Origin of the sequence: Paracoccus alkanivorans (assembly GCF_003697785.1) — a bacterium.
GTDB classification, from domain to species: domain Bacteria; phylum Pseudomonadota; class Alphaproteobacteria; order Rhodobacterales; family Rhodobacteraceae; genus Paracoccus; species Paracoccus alkanivorans.
In genome coordinates, this window is record NZ_QOKZ01000012.1 from 47,033 (window position 1) to 64,205 (window position 17,173).

Sequence of the window (17,173 nt, forward strand, 5' to 3'; positions counted from 1 at the left end):
CCGGTTTCCCTTCCCCCGTCCCGGAGCGCTTTTTTCCATGTCCGAGCTTCTTGCAGATGCACCCTCCTTGCCCGCCGATGATTGGGAACCGGGCGACGACAATGCGCAAACGACCGAGCCGCATACCTATGTCACCTTCGAGCTGGCCGGTCAGATTTTCGCGGTTGATGTCGCCAATGTGCGCGAGATCCTCGATCTGCAGCCGATTTCCCGGCTTCCCAACGCGCCGGCGGATCTGCTGGGCATGATCGATGTGCGCGGCGAGGGGATCGCCGTGATCGATCTGCCCAGCCATCTTGGCCTGATGCACCAGGCCAATCCCGGTGACGGCCGGATCGTGGTGTTCGAGCTTGGCGCCGACAGGCGCAAGCCGGTGGGCGTGATCGCCGATCATGTGCTGAGCGTGGTGGCGATCGCGGATGCCGATATCGAGCCCGCGCCGGATGCCATGACCCGATGGCGATCCGACGCGATGATCGGTGTGGCGCGGGTCGATGGGCAATTGACGATGATGCTTGCGCTGGACCGGCTTTTCACCGGAGCCGCAAGCGGCCCCTTCGATTTCGCGTGACGGCCATGGCGCAAAAATCGGTTGCCCCTGCCGCACCCCGGCTTAACCCCGCGCAGGCCCGGATCCTGATCGATACTGCCAGGAAGATCACCGGCGTGGCCATTTCGACCGACAAGCTCTCGTTCCTGGAATTGCGGGTCAGCCGCCGCCTGCGCGAGCTTGGATGCCAGGACTATGACGGCTATGTCGATCTTTTGCGCGGCCCGAACGGCGCGGCAGAGGCCCGCTATCTGGCCGAGGCGCTGACCACCCACACCACCAGCTTTTTCCGCGAGAAGGTGCATTACGACTGGCTGGAACGCGAGGGGCTGCCAAGCCTGGTGGAGGATGGTGCGGGCATCGACCGCAAGCTGACGATCTGGAGTGCGGCCTGTTCCCTGGGGTCCGAGATGTGGACCGCGGCCATGGTGCTGGAGCAGTTCTCGCAGGCCAGAAAGGGCGGGCTCATGTGGGAGGTGATGGGCACCGACGTGTCCCGCCAGATCCTGCGTCAGGCCGCCGCCGCCGTCTTTACCGAGGACCAGATCGCGGGTATCCCCGACGACCTGCGCCGCAGCTATCTGCTGCGATCCCGTGGGGAGCCCCGGCTTTACCGGATCGTGCCGGAACTGCGCAGCCGGGCGCGGCTGGCCTGGGCCAATCTCGTCGACCTGGACCGCAAGCTGCAGATCACCGCGGATGTCGCCTTCCTGCGCAACGTGCTGATCTATTTCCAGCCCGAGGATCAGCGGCGCGCGGTCGAGGGTGTGGTCTCGCGGCTCCGGCATGGCGGCTATCTGCTGACCGGCCATTCGGAAAGCCTCGCCGATCCACCTGCGAACCTGCGCCAGATCGCCGCTTCCACCTATCAGAAGGTCTGATCCCATGTCACTTCTTTCCCGCCGCCCCATTCGCGTGCTTATCGTCGATGACAGTGCCGTGGTCCGCCAGACCATGGCCGAACTGATTGCCTCGGATCCCGAGCTGGAGGTGATGGATACGGCCTCCGATCCTTTCGCCGCGGCGGCCCGGATCAGCAAGGAGCGGCCCGACGTCATCACGCTGGATGTCGAGATGCCCAGGATGGATGGCGTCACCTTCCTGCGCAAGCTGATGGCCCAGCACCCGATCCCGGTGATCATGTGTTCCTCGCTGGTGGGAGACAAGACCGAGACGCTGCAGCAGGCGATGGCTGCCGGGGCGGTGGACGTGATCTGCAAGCCGCAGATGGGCGTGAAAGGTTTTCTGGAGGAAAGCCGGACTGTCCTGTGCGACGCGATCAAGGCGGCGGCGCATGCCAGGCTGAACCGTATCCGGCCCGTGCATGTCTCGGCCAAGCTGTCCGCCGATGCCGTGCTGCCGCCGCCTTCCGGATCCGCCATGAGCAAGACCACCGAAACGATCATTGCCATCGGTGTCTCGACCGGCGGCACCGAGGCGGTGCGGTCGGTGCTCGAGGCGCTGCCTGCGGATTGTCCGCCGATCGTGGTGGTCCAGCATATGCCCGAACATTTCACCGCTGCCTTTGCCCGCCGCCTGGACGGGCTGTGCAGGATCACCGTGAGCGAGGCGAAGGATGGCGATCGCATGCTGCGCGGCCATGCCCTGATCGCGCCCGGCAACCGCCATACCCTGTTGACCCGCAGCGGCGCGAATTACTGCGTCGAGGTGCGGGAGGGCCCGCTGGTGTCGCGGCATCGGCCCTCGGTCGATGTGCTGTTCCGCTCGGTGGCGCGGGCGGCAGGGCGCAACGCGGTGGGGCTGATCATGACCGGCATGGGCGATGACGGCGCGCGCGGATTGCTGGAGATGCGGCAGGCCGGGGCGCGGACATTGGGGCAGGACGAGGCAAGCTGCGTCGTCTATGGCATGCCCAACGAGGCCCGCAAGCTGGGCGCGGTCGAGGAAGAGCTGCCGCTTTCCCGCCTGCCGGCCACGTTGCTGCGATGGGCATCGGCTTGAGGCAAGGGCGGGCGATATGCGGGACAAGGGTAACGGAGGTGGAGATGATGCCGGCTGAGAATGCGATCGCGGCCGCGGCCGGGCTGAGCGGCCTGCGCCAGGAAAGCCAGGCTCAGTTCGAACGGCTGACCGAGGTTCTGAGCAGGGTGCATGCCGCGCTGCGGGAGATCGGCGGCGATTTCGACCGCCTGACGCAGCTGGTTGACGAGGTGGGCAGCGCGCGGGGCGAATCCGGCGCACTGCACGACGCCTGCGGCAATCTTGCCGATCATCTTGGCACTGCACATGCCGCGATCTCGACGGCGGAACTGGCCCATGCGATCGCCGACGGGCTGGACGCGGTCGAGACCCTGCGCCGCGAATGCCGGCAACTCAACGCGATCGCCTCGATGACGCGGGTCACGGGATATTCGGTCAATATCGATGCGATAGAGGATTATATCGTCACCCTGCGCGGCATGATCCAGCGCCTTTCCTCGACGACGATGGCGGTGCAGGACGATCTGGTCAGCATCGGCACCGCGGTCCGTCAGGCTACCGGTCAGCTTGGCTCTGCCGTATCCTGCGCGCGGATGGCGATCGGTGAGCGCGGGCAGGATCTGCCAGTCCACGAGATGGGGGATATCTGCGGTGCGGCCCGCTCGCTCGCGGAACAGATGCGCGGCCATACGCAGGCCAATACCGGTGTGCTGATGACCGGGATCCAGTTCTCGGACGCTTTCGCGCAGCGGCTGGATCATATCGAAACCATCCTGAAGGCTGCGGATTCCCAGCCCCCGGCCGCCTCCCTTGCCGCCGCGCAGATCTCGGCGCTGGTTTCGGATGCATCCGAGATGCTGACGGCCACGCGCGAGGCACTGGCGCAGCTGGGCGTGATCGGCCAGTCCGCCGCCAAGGCCCTGACCGGTGATACCGGTGCGCAGGCGGCGCGGCTTCTGGCCGAATGGCGGGCCGAGCTGGATGACGGGCACCAGATCGAGCGCCTTGTCGCGCCCGCGCTGGAAGGGGCCATGGCGGCGGTCAGGAATATCGACATTGCCGTCGGCCATGCCCGCGAGAACCTCGAGACGCTCTCCTCCACCGCGCTGGAGGTCAGCCTGGCGACCGTCAATGCCGGGCTTCTGGCGCGGCGCAGCGGTTCGGCGAAATCGGCCATGGACGTGCTGTCGACGACGGTGCGGGAACGTGCGCATGCCTGCAACGAGTTGAATACCCGCTGCCGCGCCAGCTTCGGCCGGATCGACGATCACACCCGGAATGCCGATTTCAGCCAGTTGACCGCCGAGGCAGAGCAGCTCAGCGCCCTGATTGCGCGCGCCGATACGGATCTGGCGCTGGCCTCCGAGATGTTCGCGCGGCTCGAGGCGATGCAACAGGCCGCCCGGCAAAGCGCGGTGGCGCTGCAGCACGCGGTGGACGATGGCCTGCTGGCCCTGTCGAACCTGCCGGACCTGATTGCCAGGATTGCCGGATATGCTCCGAGGGCCGCGAAGTCGCTGCCGCCGGATCAGGCGGCGGTGCTGATGCCGTTCAGCGCGATCTACACGATGGATCGCGAGCGCGACGTTCATGCCGGGCTGGTCGGGGCGCCGCCTCCGGCTGCCGTGGCCGTGGGCCAGTCGCAATCGCTGGACGACATCTTTTTCTGACCCGCTCCCGTTCCGGTGCGGCTGTGGACCGGCATGCAGCCGCATCTTTTTCAACCCAATAGCAATGCGGCGGGATCATCCCTCGTATGAAATTCCCGCGCGGGTCTTGAACCCCGGCGCCGCATTCATTAGCTAGCTAACATTCTTCGGATCATTAGCAAGCTAAGCGACTGCGCCATGCCCACGGACACCGCCATCATCGACTCTCTCTTGCAGGTCATGCGAATCCTGCGCCGTCATTACGACGATTGCGCCCGGGACATGGGGCTGACGATGTCCCGGGCGCGGGTGATCAGCGAGTTGACCCGGAAGGAAGGCGTCACCCAGACTGAACTGGCCTCGGCGCTGGACATCGAGGCGCCGACGCTGAAACGCCAGATCGACGCGCTCGAGGCCGGGGGTTTCGTCTCCCGGCGTCCGATCGAAGGGGACGCGCGCAAGAATGCGATCTTCCTGACCGAGCAGGGCCGCGCCAGCCAGATCACCGCCTTCACCCGCAAGCTGCGCTCGGACGTGCTGGAGGGGATTGCCCCCGAGGATCTGACCCGCGCCCGCGACGTGCTGGACAGGATCGCCGAGAACATCGTGAAACTGGGGCGGAAATGAGCAACGCCCCGCAACAGCCCGCGCCCGCCGCAGCCCCTGCCGCCCCGCCGCAGCATCCGCCCCTGCCGGTGCCGCGCGCGCTCGCCTATATGGGCGCCTCGGTGATGCTGGCGCTGTCGCAGGGGCTGGGGCAGGGGTTCGTTTCGTCCAACATCCCGCAATTCGCCGGAGACCTGGGCATCACCACCACCCAAGCAAGCTGGCTGATGGCGGTCTACATGATCCCCCGCGCCGCCCTGCCGGTGATGCTGATCAAGATCCGCACGCAATTCGGGCTGCGCCGCTTTGCCGAGATCGGCATCGTGATCTATGTCGCGGTGGCCTTCGCCTCGGTCTGGATCAGCGATTTCCGCTCGGCCGTGGTGGTGCAGCTGCTGTCGGGCGCGGCGGCCGCGTCGCTGTCGACGCTGGCTTTCCTCTACATGCTGGAACCGCTTTCCCAGCAATGGAAGATGCGGCTTGGCCTGCCGCTGGCGATGGCGGTGATCATGTCGGGGCCGTCGCTGGCGCGGGTTGTCTCGCCGGCGCTGATCGGCGATGGCGGGCTGACATGGCTGCACCTGACCGCGCTTGGCATGGCGATGCTGTCGCTGATGCTGGTCTATCTGCTGCCGCTGCGCCCGATGCCGCGCATGAAGGTCATCCAGCCGCTGGATTTCGTCAGCTTCCTGCTGATCGCCTGCGGCTTCGGCGGGCTGATCATCGGCTTTGTCATGGGGCCGATCCATTACTGGGTCGAGCAGCCCTGGATCGGCTGGCTGCTGGCGGCCTCGGTCGCCGCCCTGACCGGAGTGGTGGTGATCGAGCTGAACCGCAAGGCGCCGATCATCGATATACGCTGGCTGACCAGTCCCGCCATGCTGCACCTGACCGCGACGCTGTTCCTGTTCCGGCTGATCCTGTCGGAACAGAGCACCGGCGCACCCAGGATGTTCTCGGCCCTCGGGGTGGCGCCCTCGCAGATGGTCACGCTGTTTTCGATCATCGTCATTGCCAGCCTGCTGGGCGGGCTGGCCTGCATCGCCTGGATCAAGCCGGGGCGGGAGAAATGGTTTCACCTGGTCGCGCTGATCCTGATCATGGCCGGGGCCTTCATGGACAGCCGGTCCACCGTGGATACAAGGCCCGGGCAGATGCTGCTCAGCCAGGCGATGATCGCCTTTGCGGGGATGCTGTTCCTGCCGCCGGCGATGATGGCCGGGCTGATCAAGGCGCTGGCGCGGGGGCCGCAATACCTGCTGTCCTTCGTGATCGTGTTCATTTCGACCCAGAGCCTTGGCGGGGTGCTGGGCTCGGGCCTGTTCACCAGCTTCATCAACCACCGCCAGGCCGCGCATCTGCAGGCCCTGTCAGAGCAGCTGACCCTGACCGACAGCCAGACAGCCTCGGCCATCGCCGCCCGCGCCGCCATGCTGGCCAGCCAGATCCCCGATGCCGCCGCGCGCAAGGCGCAGGCGATCTCATCGCTGGCGCAAGAGGCCAGCCGCCAGTCCTATGTGCTGGCCTATAACGACGCCTATTTCCTGATTTTCCTCATTGCCGGTTTCACCGCGGGTGCCTTGCTTTTGCATGTGTTCCGCGACTGGCTGGCCGCGCGCCTCGCATCCGGGCGGGACGCCATATCCGACACGGAATCCGCATCATGACCAGATCACATATCCTGCCCACCGCCATCGCCCTTGTCATCGGCATCGCCGGAGTCCTTCTGCTGCTGTTTGCCTGGCACCTGCCGCCCTTCCACCCGGCAGAGCCGACAACCGAGAACGCCTATATCCGCGGCAAGGTCACGACGATCGCGCCGCAGCTTTCGGGCTATGTCAGCGAGGTTGCGGCCAGCGATTTCCAGACGGTCGAGAAAGGCGATGTGATCGCCCGGATCGACGACCGGATCTATCGCCAGAAACTGGCACAGGCCGAGGCGCAGCTTGCCGCCGCCAGAGCCGCGCTGCAGGTCGGACAGCAGAATGTGGCCTCGGCCCAAGCAACCTTGCGGGCGAACGAGGCCGGGCTGGCTTCGGCGAAATCGGCGCTGGAAACCGCGCAGACAAGCTGGGACCGCGCGCGGGAGCTGCGGACGCGCGGCGTCGCCTCGCAATCCTCGGCCGATCAGTCCGAACTGGCGCTGCAACAGGCGCGGGCCTCGGTGACGCAGGCCGAGGCGCAGCTGGATGTCCAGCGCGAGGCGGTCAATTCGACCAGGGTCGCGCTGTCGGCGCAAAAGGCCGATATCGCCAGCGCCGAGGCAGCGGTCGAACTGGCGCGGATCGATCTGGACAATACCGTGATCCGCGCCCCTGCCGACGGCCGGTTGGGCCAGGTCTCGGTCCGCGAGGGGCAATATGTGACGCCGGGCAGCGCGCTGGTCTCGCATATCGGCACGGATGTCTGGATCGTGGCGAATTTCAAGGAGACCGGGCTGCACGGGATGCGCGTGGGCGAAACCGTTCGCTTTACCGTCGATGCGCTTCAGCATCGTGCCTTTACCGGCAAGGTCGAGGCGTTCTCCCCGGCCACCGCCTCGGAATACAGCCTGATGGCGGGTTCGAACGCCACCGGCAATTTCACCAAGATCGCGCAGCGCCTGCCGGTCCGCATCTCGATCGATTCGGGGCAGGAGATGTCGGAATATCTCGCCCCCGGCCTGTCGGTCGTCGTGCAGGTGGATACGAACGGGCTGTCGCGGCAATAGGGCAGGGGACTCCATGCCCGTCGCCACCAGATCTTTCGAACCAATGGCGCAGCCTGTCGGCAACCCCCTCGGGATATTTGGATGAAGAGGCAGCCGCGCGGTTGGGCCATGGCCGGCGGGCAATCCCGCCGGCCACGATCTTAACCCAGGTGGTGAACCTCCTGGAGCTTGTAGACGGGGGTCTCGATCCCCTCCATCCGCGCCTTGAGCTGCAATGCCAGATACAGCGAGTAATGCCGCGACTGGTGCAGGTTGCCGCCATGGAACCATAGCGCCTCTTGCTGGGTGGGCTTCCACATGTTGCGCTGTTCGCCTTCCCACGGGCCGGGATCCTTGGTGGTGCCGGAACCGAGGCCCCAGACCTTGCCGACCTTGTCCGCGATCTCCTGCCCCATCAGGTCGGCGGCCCAGCCATTCATCGAGCCGTAACCGGTGGCATAGACGATCAGATCGGCGGGCAACACCTCACCCGTGTCCAGTTTCACGCCATCGGGGACGATCTCTGTGACCTGGCCCTGCGCCAGCTTGATCTCGCCATCGATGATCAACTGGCTGGCGCCGACATCGATGTAATAGCCCGAGCCGCGGCGCAGGTATTTCATGAACAGGCCCGAGCCGTCATCGCCCCAGTCCAGCTTGAACCCGGCCTTTTCCAGCCCCTCGTAGAACTCCTTGTCGCGTTCGCGCATCTGGTCATAGAGCGGGATCTGCCATTCATGCATGATCCTGTAGGGCAGCGAGGCAAAGATCAGGTCGGCTTTTTCCGTGGTCACGCCGTTCTGCACCGCCTGCTCGGAATACAGCCCGCCCAGCCCGATATCCATCAGCGTGTCCGAGCGCACGATATGCGTGCTTGAGCGCTGGATCATGGTGACATCCACGTCATGCTCCCACAGGGCAGCGGCGATATCATGGGCCGAGTTGTTCGAGCCGATGATGACCACCTTCTTGCCCTTGTAGGCGTCGGGGCCGGGGTGCTGCGAGGAATGCTGCTGCTCGCCCCTGAACGTATCGGCGCCGGGGAATTCGGGGATATTCGGCTTGCCCGACATGCCGGTGGCCAGCACCAGCTGTTTCGGCTTCAGCACCACTTCCTCGCCGTCGCGATCGACCACGACGGTCCATTCCTTTGCCGCCTCGTCATAGCTGGCGCGCTGGCAGGTGCTGCGCGTCCAGTAGTTGAGTTCCATGACCTTGGTATACATCTCAAGCCAGTCGCCCACCTTGTCCTTGGGCGTAAAGACCGGCCAGTTGTCGGGAAACTTGATATAAGGCAGGTGATCGTACCAGACCGGGTCATGCAGGCATAGCGACTTGTAACGCTTGCGCCACTGGTCTCCGGGGCGGTCATGCTTGTCCAGAACGATGGTCGGCACGCCAAGCTGGCGCAGCCGCGCGCCAAGGGCGATACCGCCCTGACCGCCGCCGATGATGACGGTATAGGGCTGGCGGCTATAGCCGAGTTCGGCGGCCTCCGCCTCGCGCTCTTCCTTCCAGCTTTGCCGGTTCTTGCCCGCACCGTGTTTCGCGCCCAAGGGACGGGCAAAGCCCCTGGCCTCCTCGTGGCCCTTGAGTTCCTGCATGGCGGTCAAGAGCGTCCAGATCCTGCCGTCGCGCAGCCGGACGAGGCCGTAGCCCCGGGCCACCCCGGTCTCGAAGGTGATCCATGCGGTGACGACGCCGTCCTCTTCGGCCGGTATCTCGTTCTCGGCCAGTTTCCAGCCGGAAGGCTTCACCGTTCCAAGCTGCGCGCGCAGCATGTCGGCCACCTGGTCCTGCCCCTCCATGGTGCGCAGGTTCCATGTGAACGCCACCAGGTCGCGCCAGTAACAGTCACTCACGAACATCTGCGTGGCGCGGCCGATATCTCCGGCCTCCAGCGCCGCGCCGAATTCGTCCAGCGTGGCCTGCACGTGGTCTGACAATGCGGAATCGAGCATCTTGTTCCTCCCTCGGGTTGCAATTCCTCCGGGGGAAACCTGCGTTGTTCGGCTGTGTCCGAACAGGGAAATTCGCGGGACAAGCGGGGCAGGGGCGCATTTTCCGCCCGCGCGGTTGCAGACGCAACGCCGCGCAACGGTGATGCAACCCCAATGCGGCGGGTCTATTGCGGCGGGGTCAGCCCAAGCCGCTGCACCCGGCGCAGCACGGTCGAGCGGTTGACGCCAAGCCGCCGCGCCGCCAGCGCCATGTTCCAGCCGCAGGCGTCCAGCAGCGCCTCGAAACCTTCGGTAGAGTCCCGGCCGGCCCCGGCCAGCACCGGATCGGGCAGATCGGTGATGTCGATGGCCACGCCCTCGGCGAGGCTGACGGCCACATCCAGCGTACTGGCCAGTTCGCGCAGGTTCCCGGGCCAGTCGCGGGCCTTCAACTCGGCGCGGGCAGCGGGGGTCAGGCGCAGCCCATCGGGATTGCGCTGCCGCAGCAGCTTGTCCAGCAGCCAGTCGAAATCCTGCCGCAGCCGCAAGGGCGGCAGGGCCAGCGTCGCGCCGGCGATACGAAAGAACAGCTCGCCCCGGAACTCGCCCGAGCGGGTCATCGCCGCCAAATCCCCGCGAGCCGAGGCGATGACCCGCAGCTTGGCGTCGGTCAACAGCCGCAGCAGGGCGGCTTGTCCCGCCGCCGACAGGTCGTCGGCGCCCTGCAGGAACAGGGTGCCCGCCTGATCGGCGCGTGGTTGCAGCGCATCGATTGCCGCCGGATCCGCCCCGGCGCAATCCAGCAGGAAAAAGGGCCGCGCGTCGGGTTCGCACATGTGGATGGCGCGGGCGAGGCGTTGCTTGCCGGTCCCTGTCTCGCCGCTCAGCAAGAGCGGGATCCGGGTCCGCGCCAACTTGGCCGCCCGTGTCAGCAGGGTCTGCATCGCCGGATCCGGGCCGGCGAGGCTGGACAGCCCGCCGGGCAGCGCGACCCCGGTTCCGCGCGGCACCCTCGGCGATTGCGGGGCGATCGCATGACCGAACAGGGCGCGGCCGTCATGCAGGCGGATCACGCGTTCCTCGCTTGGCCGCCCGCGCATCAGCTCGGGCAGGTCATCGGCCGACAGCTCCATGACCTGGTCCAGCCGCTGCCCCAGCAGGCTGCCATTGCCCGCGCCAAGCACCTCTTGCGCCGCATGGGTCATGCCGATGATCCGCCCCGATCCGTCCAGCGCGATGGCGGCCTCGGGATCGACCTCCAGGAATTCCGGGCTGGCCGAGAAACGCAGCACCCAGTCACGCCGCGTCATCGCCATCAGGTTGGCCATCTCGACCCGCCGGGCCGAGGCGCGGACCAGGTTCATCGCGAGGTTCTGGCTCGCCTTGGGCTGGGGAGAGCGCAGCAGCGACAGATCCAGCACCGCCGAAAGATTGCCCGACGTGTCAAAGATCGGCGCGGCGGTGCAGGAAAGCGGCGTGTGATGCAGGTCGAAATGATCGCTTTGATGAATGGTGACGGCTTCGCCCGTGACGATGCAGGAGCCCACGCCGCAGGTTCCCGCCCGGTCCTCGGACCAGTCCGAACCCATATACAGGCCCGCCTGACGCAGATCGTCCTCGAAGCGCCGGTCGCCGAAGAAATCCACCGTCACGCCCTTGGCATCGGCCAGCAGCAGCACGTAATTCTGCCCGGCCACCTGCCGGAACAGCGCGTCGAGCCCGGATCGCGCGATGGCGATCAGCCGCTCGGATTGTTCGCGATGCGCGCGCAGTTCGGATTCGGTGACGATATGGGCGGGCGAGGGTTGCGAGGGGTCCAGGCCATAGGTCTCGACACAGCGGCGCCAGCTTTCCGAGACCACGCCATCGCGCCCGGTGGTCTGCCCGCGCAGCACCCGGTCGATCTCGCGCAGGTGATCGGTATCCCGCATCCCTTGCCTCTCCCACGTCCCGGCGGTCAGTATGGCAGGAAGTTGACAGATGGCAACTTTGCCTGCTGCATGGCGGCAGTGGCCCCGGCCCGTGTCAGGGAATGATGGAATATCGGGGCTGCAGGTTTCACGAAGGGAATCCGATGGCATTGCATCACGAAACACCACTGCTTGAATCTCGCCCGCTGTCGCTGAAAGCGGGGTGCGTCGTCCAGTTGAAGATGGAGGCGCTTCAGCCCTCGGGCTCGTTCAAGATCAGGGGGATCGGGGCGGCTTGCGAAAGACATGCCCGGAACGGCAAGCGGCGCTTCGTATCCTCGTCGGGCGGGAATGCGGGGCTTGCAGTCGCCTATGCCGGGCGGCGGCTGGCGATTCCGGCGACGGTGTTCGTGCCCGAAACGACGACCGAAAGGGCAAGGGCGCTGATCCGCCAGGAAGGCGCCGAGCTTGTCGTGCATGGCGCATCCTGGCAGGAGGCGAATGAACGTGCCCTCGAGGCGGTCGATGCCGAAACCGCCTTTATCCATCCCTTCGACGATCCGATCCTGTGGGAGGGGCATGCGACGATGATCGACGAGGTTGTGACGGCGGGGGCCGCCTTCGATGCGGTGGTGCTGTCGGTCGGCGGCGGCGGGCTGATGGCGGGCGTGGCCGAGGGGCTGGCGCGGAACGGGATGCAGGATGTCCCGATCGTCGCGGTCGAAACCGGGGGCGCGGCGTCCCTGGCGGCCTCGATCAAGGCCGGGCGGCGTGTCGAACTGCCCGGGATCACCAGTATCGCGACCTCGCTTGGCGCCAGAAGGGTCTGCGAGCGCGCGTTCGAGCTTGCCCGCTCTTACCCCGTCGAAAGCGTCGTGGTCAGCGACCGGGACGCCGTCGGGGCCTGTATCGGCTTTCTCGACGATCACCGGGTCCTGGTGGAGCCGGCTTGCGGCGCGGCGCTGTCGGTCGCCTATGCGTATCCCGAAAGGCTGTCGAAATACGAGCGCGTCCTGATCATCGTATGCGGAGGCGCGACGGCGACTGTCCGGCAGTTGCTGGAATGGCGGGAGTCCTGACCGGGGCTGGTTCGCCTACGGTAAGGAGATAAGTTTTTCTTATTGTGACTATCAATTAATCCAAATTTACCTAATCGCAAATCATGTTACAAACGAATGGTAGCCGATGATCGGATTCGCGTTGTCCGAACAGGGATCGCGCGGGGTCCGGTCACCGTGATGACACGGGTCAGCAAGGAGAATTCCAATGGACGGAAATGACATCAAATCTTCGGGGAAATGCCCGGTCATGCATGGCGGCATGACGGCCTCGGGCGCCAGCGTGATGGACTGGTGGCCGAATGCGCTGAATCTCGACATCCTGCATCAGCATGACAGCAAGACCAACCCGATGGGCAAGGATTTCAACTATCGGGAAGAGTTGAAGAAACTGGATGTCGAGGCGCTGAAACAGGATCTGCGCGCCCTGCTGACCGACAGCCAGGACTGGTGGCCCGCCGATTGGGGCCATTACGGCGGAATGTTCATCCGCATGTCATGGCATGCCGCTGGCTCCTATCGCATCGCCGATGGCCGTGGCGGCGGCGGCACCGGCAACCAGCGCTTCGCGCCGCTGAACTCCTGGCCGGACAATTCGGGCACCGACAAGGCCCGCCGCCTGCTCTGGCCGATCAAGAAGAAATACGGCAACCGCATAAGCTGGGCCGACCTGATCATCCTGGCGGGCACCGTCGCCTATGAGGATATGGGGCTGAAGACATTCGGCTTCAGCTTTGGCCGCGAGGATATCTGGCATCCGGAAAAGGATGTCTATTGGGGTTCGGAAAAGGAATGGCTGGCGCCGAGCGACGGGCGTTACGGCAGCGTCGATGACCCCTCGACCATGGAGAACCCGCTGGCCGCCGTGCAGATGGGGCTGATCTATGTCAATCCCGAGGGCGTGAACGGCCAGCCCGACCCGCTGAAAACTGCGGCGCAGATGCGCGAGACCTTCTCGCGCATGGCGATGAACGACGAGGAGACCGTGGCGCTGACCGCTGGCGGCCATACCGTCGGCAAGACCCATGGCAACGGCAGTGCCGAGCTGCTGGGCGATGCGCCCGAGGGTGCGGGGATCGAGGACCAGGGCCTTGGCTGGCTGAACAAGTCCACGCGCGGCATCGGCCGCGACCAGGTGGTCAGCGGCCTTGAAGGCGCATGGACCACCCATCCGACCAAATGGGACAACGGCTTTTTCGAAATGCTGTTCAACCATGAATGGGAGTTGCGCAAGAGTCCGGCTGGCGCCTGGCAATGGGAGCCGATCGACATCAGGGAAGAGGACAAGCCCGTCGATGTCGAGGACCCTTCCATCCGCCGCAACCCAATGATGACCGATGCGGACATGGCGCTGAAGGTCGATCCCGGCTATCGCGAGATCGCGCTGCGCTTCAAGGACGATCCGGCCTATTTCTCGGAGTGTTTCGCGCGGGCATGGTTCAAGCTCACCCATCGCGACATGGGGCCGAAGGCGCGCTATTTCGGGCCGGACGTTCCCGCCGAGGACCTGATCTGGCAGGATCCGGTTCCGGCCGGCAATACCGGCTATGACGTGGCCGCCGTCAAGGCCAGGATCGATGCCGCCGGCCTGTCCATCGCCGAGATGGTTTCGACCGCATGGGACAGCGCCCGGACCTGGCGCGGCTCGGACATGCGCGGCGGCGCCAATGGCGCCCGCATCCGCCTGGCCCCGCAAAAGGACTGGGAGGGTAACGAGCCCGCCCGTCTGGCAAGGGTGTTGTCGGTGCTGGAGCCCATCGCGGCGGAAACCGGCGCCAGCATCGCCGATGTGATCGTGCTGGCCGGTAATCTTGGCATCGAGAAAGCCGCGAAGGCTGCTGGCTTCGACGTGACCGTGCCCTTTGCCCCGGGCCGTGGCGATGCGACCGATGCGATGACGGATGCGGATTCCTTCGCGCCGCTGGAACCGCTGGCCGATGGCTATCGGAACTGGATCAAGCAGGACTATGCCGTCAGCGCCGAGGAAATGCTGTTGGACCGGACGCAATTGCTGGGCCTGACCGCGGCCGAGATGACCGTGCTGGTCGGTGGGATGCGTGTGCTGGGCACCAATCACGGCGGCACCCGGCATGGCGTGTTCACCGACCGCGAGGGCGCGCTGACCACGGATTTCTTCGTGAACCTGACCGATATGGGCAATAGCTGGAACCCGGTCAGTAACGGGCTTTACGAGATCCGCGACCGCAAGAGCGATGCCGTGAAATGGACCGCGACGCGGGTCGATCTGGTATTCGGCTCCAACTCGGTCCTGCGCTCCTATGCCGAGGTCTATGCACAGGATGACAATCGCGAGAAATTCGTAAGCGATTTCATCGCCGCATGGACCAAGGTGATGAACGCGGACCGTTTCGACCTGGCCTGACTGAAGCCGGCCATCCCTTTCCCGAACCGGTTTCGGGGAAGGGGTGGCCATGAACAAAGCCCGGGAACCGGTCCGGCCGCGATATCCAGACCGGCACCGGATGGATGATCCGTTGTTCAGCCGGAGAGTGGCACCACCTGATTGACCGGGGCCTGATTGACCGGGCGGCAACCGCTCTGGCCATGTCCCGGGCGATCCCGAAGCTTAGGCAAGAGCGGCAATCATTGGGGTATCGCGGGGTCCTGATGGTAATAACCGCCGGTCCTGTGGCGGATTTCAGCCTTAATTCCCGGTCTGGCGGCCGGGCAATTGCCGAACCCCATTCCGGCCTTGAAATCACTTTTTTTTTCGAATCTAACTCATCGGGCTTCCTCGAAGCATACGAGATGCGACCAGCTTTGAAACGAAAGAAAGCCGAGAGCCCCGATGTCCCAACCCAACCTGGCCCCGATTCCCGAGCTGTATGTGTCCTTCGATTCCGCGCAGAAAATGAGAGCGGAGGCAGCTGATCTGACCAGCTGGGATCTCTCGTCGCGGCAGATCTGTGACCTCGAACTTCTCATGAACGGCGCGTTCAATCCGCTCAAGGGTTTCATGACCGAGGCCGATTATGAACATGTCGTCGACAAGATGCGCCTGTCCGACGGCACGCTCTGGCCTATGCCGATCACGCTCGACGTCAGCGAGGAATTCGCCGACAGGATCAAGCTGGGTCAGGATATCGCCCTGCGCGACCAGGAAGGGGTGATCCTTGCCACCCTGACCGTGACCGACCGCTGGACGCCCGACAAGGCGGAAGAGGCCAGAAAGGTTTTCGGTGCCGACGATTCCGCACATCCGGCGGTCAATTACCTTCATAATACCGCGGGTCCGGTTTATCTGGGTGGGCCGGTCACGGGAATCCAGCAGCCGGTGCATTACGATTTCCGCGGGCGGCGCGACACACCGAACGAGCTGCGCGCATATTTCCGCAAGCTGGGCTGGCACAAGATTGTCGCCTTCCAGACCCGGAACCCGCTGCACCGGGCCCATCAGGAGCTGACCTTCCGCGCTGCCAAGGAAGTGGAGGCAAACCTGTTGATCCACCCGGTCGTGGGCATGACCAAGCCGGGCGATGTCGATCATTTCACCCGTGTGCGCTGCTATGAAGCGGTGCTTGACAAATATCCGGGCTCGACGACCACGATGAGCCTTTTGAACCTGGCCATGCGGATGGCCGGGCCGCGCGAAGCACTGTGGCATGGGCTCATCCGCCGCAACCATGGCTGCACCCATTTCATCGTTGGCCGGGACCATGCCGGACCGGGCAAGAACAGCCGCGGCGAGGATTTCTACGGGCATTACGATGCTCAGGACATGTTTCGCGAGCACGAGGAGGAAATCGGCATCAAGATGGTCGATTTCAAACACATGGTCTATGTGCAGGAACGCGCGCAATACGAGCCGACGGATGAGATTCCGGACAGGGACAAGGTCACGATCCTGAACATCAGCGGAACGGAACTGCGCCGCCGTCTTGTGGAGGGGCTTGAGATTCCCGACTGGTTCTCCTTCCCCGAAGTGGTGACCGAATTGCGCCGGACCAGGCCGCCGCGTTCGAAACAGGGGTTTACCGTCTTTTTCACCGGCTATTCCGGATCGGGAAAATCGACGATCGCCAACGCGCTCCTGGTCAAGCTGATGGAGATGGGCGGGCGTCCGGTGACTTTGCTGGATGGCGATATCGTGCGCAAGAATCTCAGCTCGGAACTGGGTTTTTCCAAGGAACACCGCGATCTCAATATCCGCCGCATAGGCTATGTCGCAAGCGAGATCACCAAGAATGGCGGCATCGCCATATGCGCACCGATTGCCCCCTACGCCGCGACCCGGCGCGCCGTGCGCGAGGAGATAGAAAGCTACGGGGCCTTTGTCGAGGTTCACGTCGCCACCTCGCTTGAGGAATGCGAGCGGCGCGACCGGAAAGGCCTGTACAAGCTGGCACGCGAGGGCAAGATCAAGGAATTTACCGGTATATCGGACCCTTATGACGAGCCGCAGAACCCGGAACTGAAAGTCGAGACGGAGGGGACCGACGTGGATAACTGCGCCCATCAGGTGATCCTCAAGCTTGAGCAAATGGGCCTGATCGCGGGCTGATCCCCGCCCGGGTCCTGAGCGGATTATCTCCGGCGCGCATAACCGTTATTTGACCGTTACCGCCGTTTGTAGTGTCTCGTTGCCATCGCTGATGAGGCAAGGAATTCAAGGCATGGCGGTCCAGCAAGACAGAAATCGTCTTCGTGAAGTAAAAATAAGAGTGGCGGTCAGGCGCGAGGACTGAGAACGGCGGTGCGAAATTAGTCCACGGAAGCGGCGGCTTGGTGCTGCTGCGGGCGGTGTAAAAGTCGTCCACCTTTTCCCTTTCTGTGGTTGCAGGGAGGGCGGGAGGATCTACAGCGTGGAAC

12 protein-coding genes are annotated in these 17,173 nt (G+C 64.7%); 10 read left to right on the top strand and 2 right to left on the bottom strand.

Annotated features, from left to right (window positions below; all coding sequences use genetic code 11):
* Window positions 1-37: 37 nt before the first annotated feature.
* The 7 genes from C9E81_RS20595 to C9E81_RS20625 all read left to right on the top strand — a co-directional run bounded on the left by C9E81_RS20595 (window position 38) and on the right by C9E81_RS20625 (window position 7,456).
* Window positions 38-571, top strand: coding sequence for a chemotaxis protein CheW (locus tag C9E81_RS20595; RefSeq protein ID WP_166461994.1), 534 nt, complete (start codon window positions 38-40; stop codon window positions 569-571).
* A gap of 5 nt (window positions 572-576) precedes the next feature.
* Window positions 577-1,431 (top strand): CheR family methyltransferase, encoded by an 855-nt coding sequence (locus C9E81_RS20600; protein ID WP_166461995.1) that lies wholly within the window; start codon window positions 577-579, stop codon window positions 1,429-1,431.
* A 4-nt stretch (window positions 1,432-1,435) separates the two neighbouring features.
* Window positions 1,436-2,512: a protein-glutamate methylesterase/protein-glutamine glutaminase gene (locus C9E81_RS20605; protein ID WP_122114243.1), complete on the top strand. Its 1,077-nt coding sequence runs from the start codon at window positions 1,436-1,438 to the stop codon at window positions 2,510-2,512.
* Between the two features lie 44 nt (window positions 2,513-2,556).
* The gene (locus C9E81_RS20610; RefSeq protein ID WP_122114244.1) at window positions 2,557-4,161 is read left to right on the top strand and encodes a hypothetical protein; all 1,605 of its coding nucleotides are present in this window, start codon (window positions 2,557-2,559) and stop codon (window positions 4,159-4,161) included.
* A gap of 177 nt (window positions 4,162-4,338) precedes the next feature.
* A complete protein-coding gene (locus tag C9E81_RS20615; RefSeq protein WP_122114245.1) occupies window positions 4,339-4,767 on the top strand; it encodes a MarR family winged helix-turn-helix transcriptional regulator in 429 nt (142 codons plus the stop codon).
* Window positions 4,764-6,413 (top strand): efflux MFS transporter permease, encoded by a 1,650-nt coding sequence (locus C9E81_RS20620; protein WP_122114246.1) that lies wholly within the window; start codon window positions 4,764-4,766, stop codon window positions 6,411-6,413. The genes C9E81_RS20615 and C9E81_RS20620 overlap by 4 nt, the downstream gene beginning before the upstream one ends.
* Complete coding sequence (locus tag C9E81_RS20625) at window positions 6,410-7,456, top strand: HlyD family secretion protein (protein WP_122114247.1); 1,047 nt, start codon at window positions 6,410-6,412, stop codon at window positions 7,454-7,456. Before C9E81_RS20620 ends, C9E81_RS20625 begins: the two co-directional genes overlap by 4 nt.
* Before the next feature lie 140 nt (window positions 7,457-7,596).
* Here the strand turns inward: C9E81_RS20625 and C9E81_RS20630 are convergent, their stop codons facing one another.
* A complete protein-coding gene (locus C9E81_RS20630; protein ID WP_122114248.1) occupies window positions 7,597-9,396 on the bottom strand; it encodes an NAD(P)/FAD-dependent oxidoreductase in 1,800 nt (599 codons plus the stop codon).
* Between the two features lie 164 nt (window positions 9,397-9,560).
* A complete protein-coding gene (locus C9E81_RS20635; protein WP_122114249.1) occupies window positions 9,561-11,306 on the bottom strand; it encodes a sigma-54-dependent Fis family transcriptional regulator in 1,746 nt (581 codons plus the stop codon).
* A gap of 143 nt (window positions 11,307-11,449) precedes the next feature.
* On the opposite strand from C9E81_RS20635, the gene C9E81_RS20640 reads away from it, so the two are divergent.
* From C9E81_RS20640 to C9E81_RS20650, 3 genes are all read left to right on the top strand, one after another.
* Window positions 11,450-12,364: a serine/threonine dehydratase family protein gene (locus C9E81_RS20640; RefSeq protein WP_122114260.1), complete on the top strand. Its 915-nt coding sequence runs from the start codon at window positions 11,450-11,452 to the stop codon at window positions 12,362-12,364.
* Between the two features lie 187 nt (window positions 12,365-12,551).
* A complete protein-coding gene (gene katG, locus C9E81_RS20645) occupies window positions 12,552-14,726 on the top strand; it encodes a catalase/peroxidase HPI (RefSeq protein WP_122114250.1) in 2,175 nt (724 codons plus the stop codon).
* Between the two features lie 426 nt (window positions 14,727-15,152).
* Window positions 15,153-16,865: a bifunctional sulfate adenylyltransferase/adenylylsulfate kinase gene (locus C9E81_RS20650; RefSeq protein WP_122114251.1), complete on the top strand. Its 1,713-nt coding sequence runs from the start codon at window positions 15,153-15,155 to the stop codon at window positions 16,863-16,865.
* The last annotated feature ends 308 nt before the right edge of the window (window positions 16,866-17,173 follow it).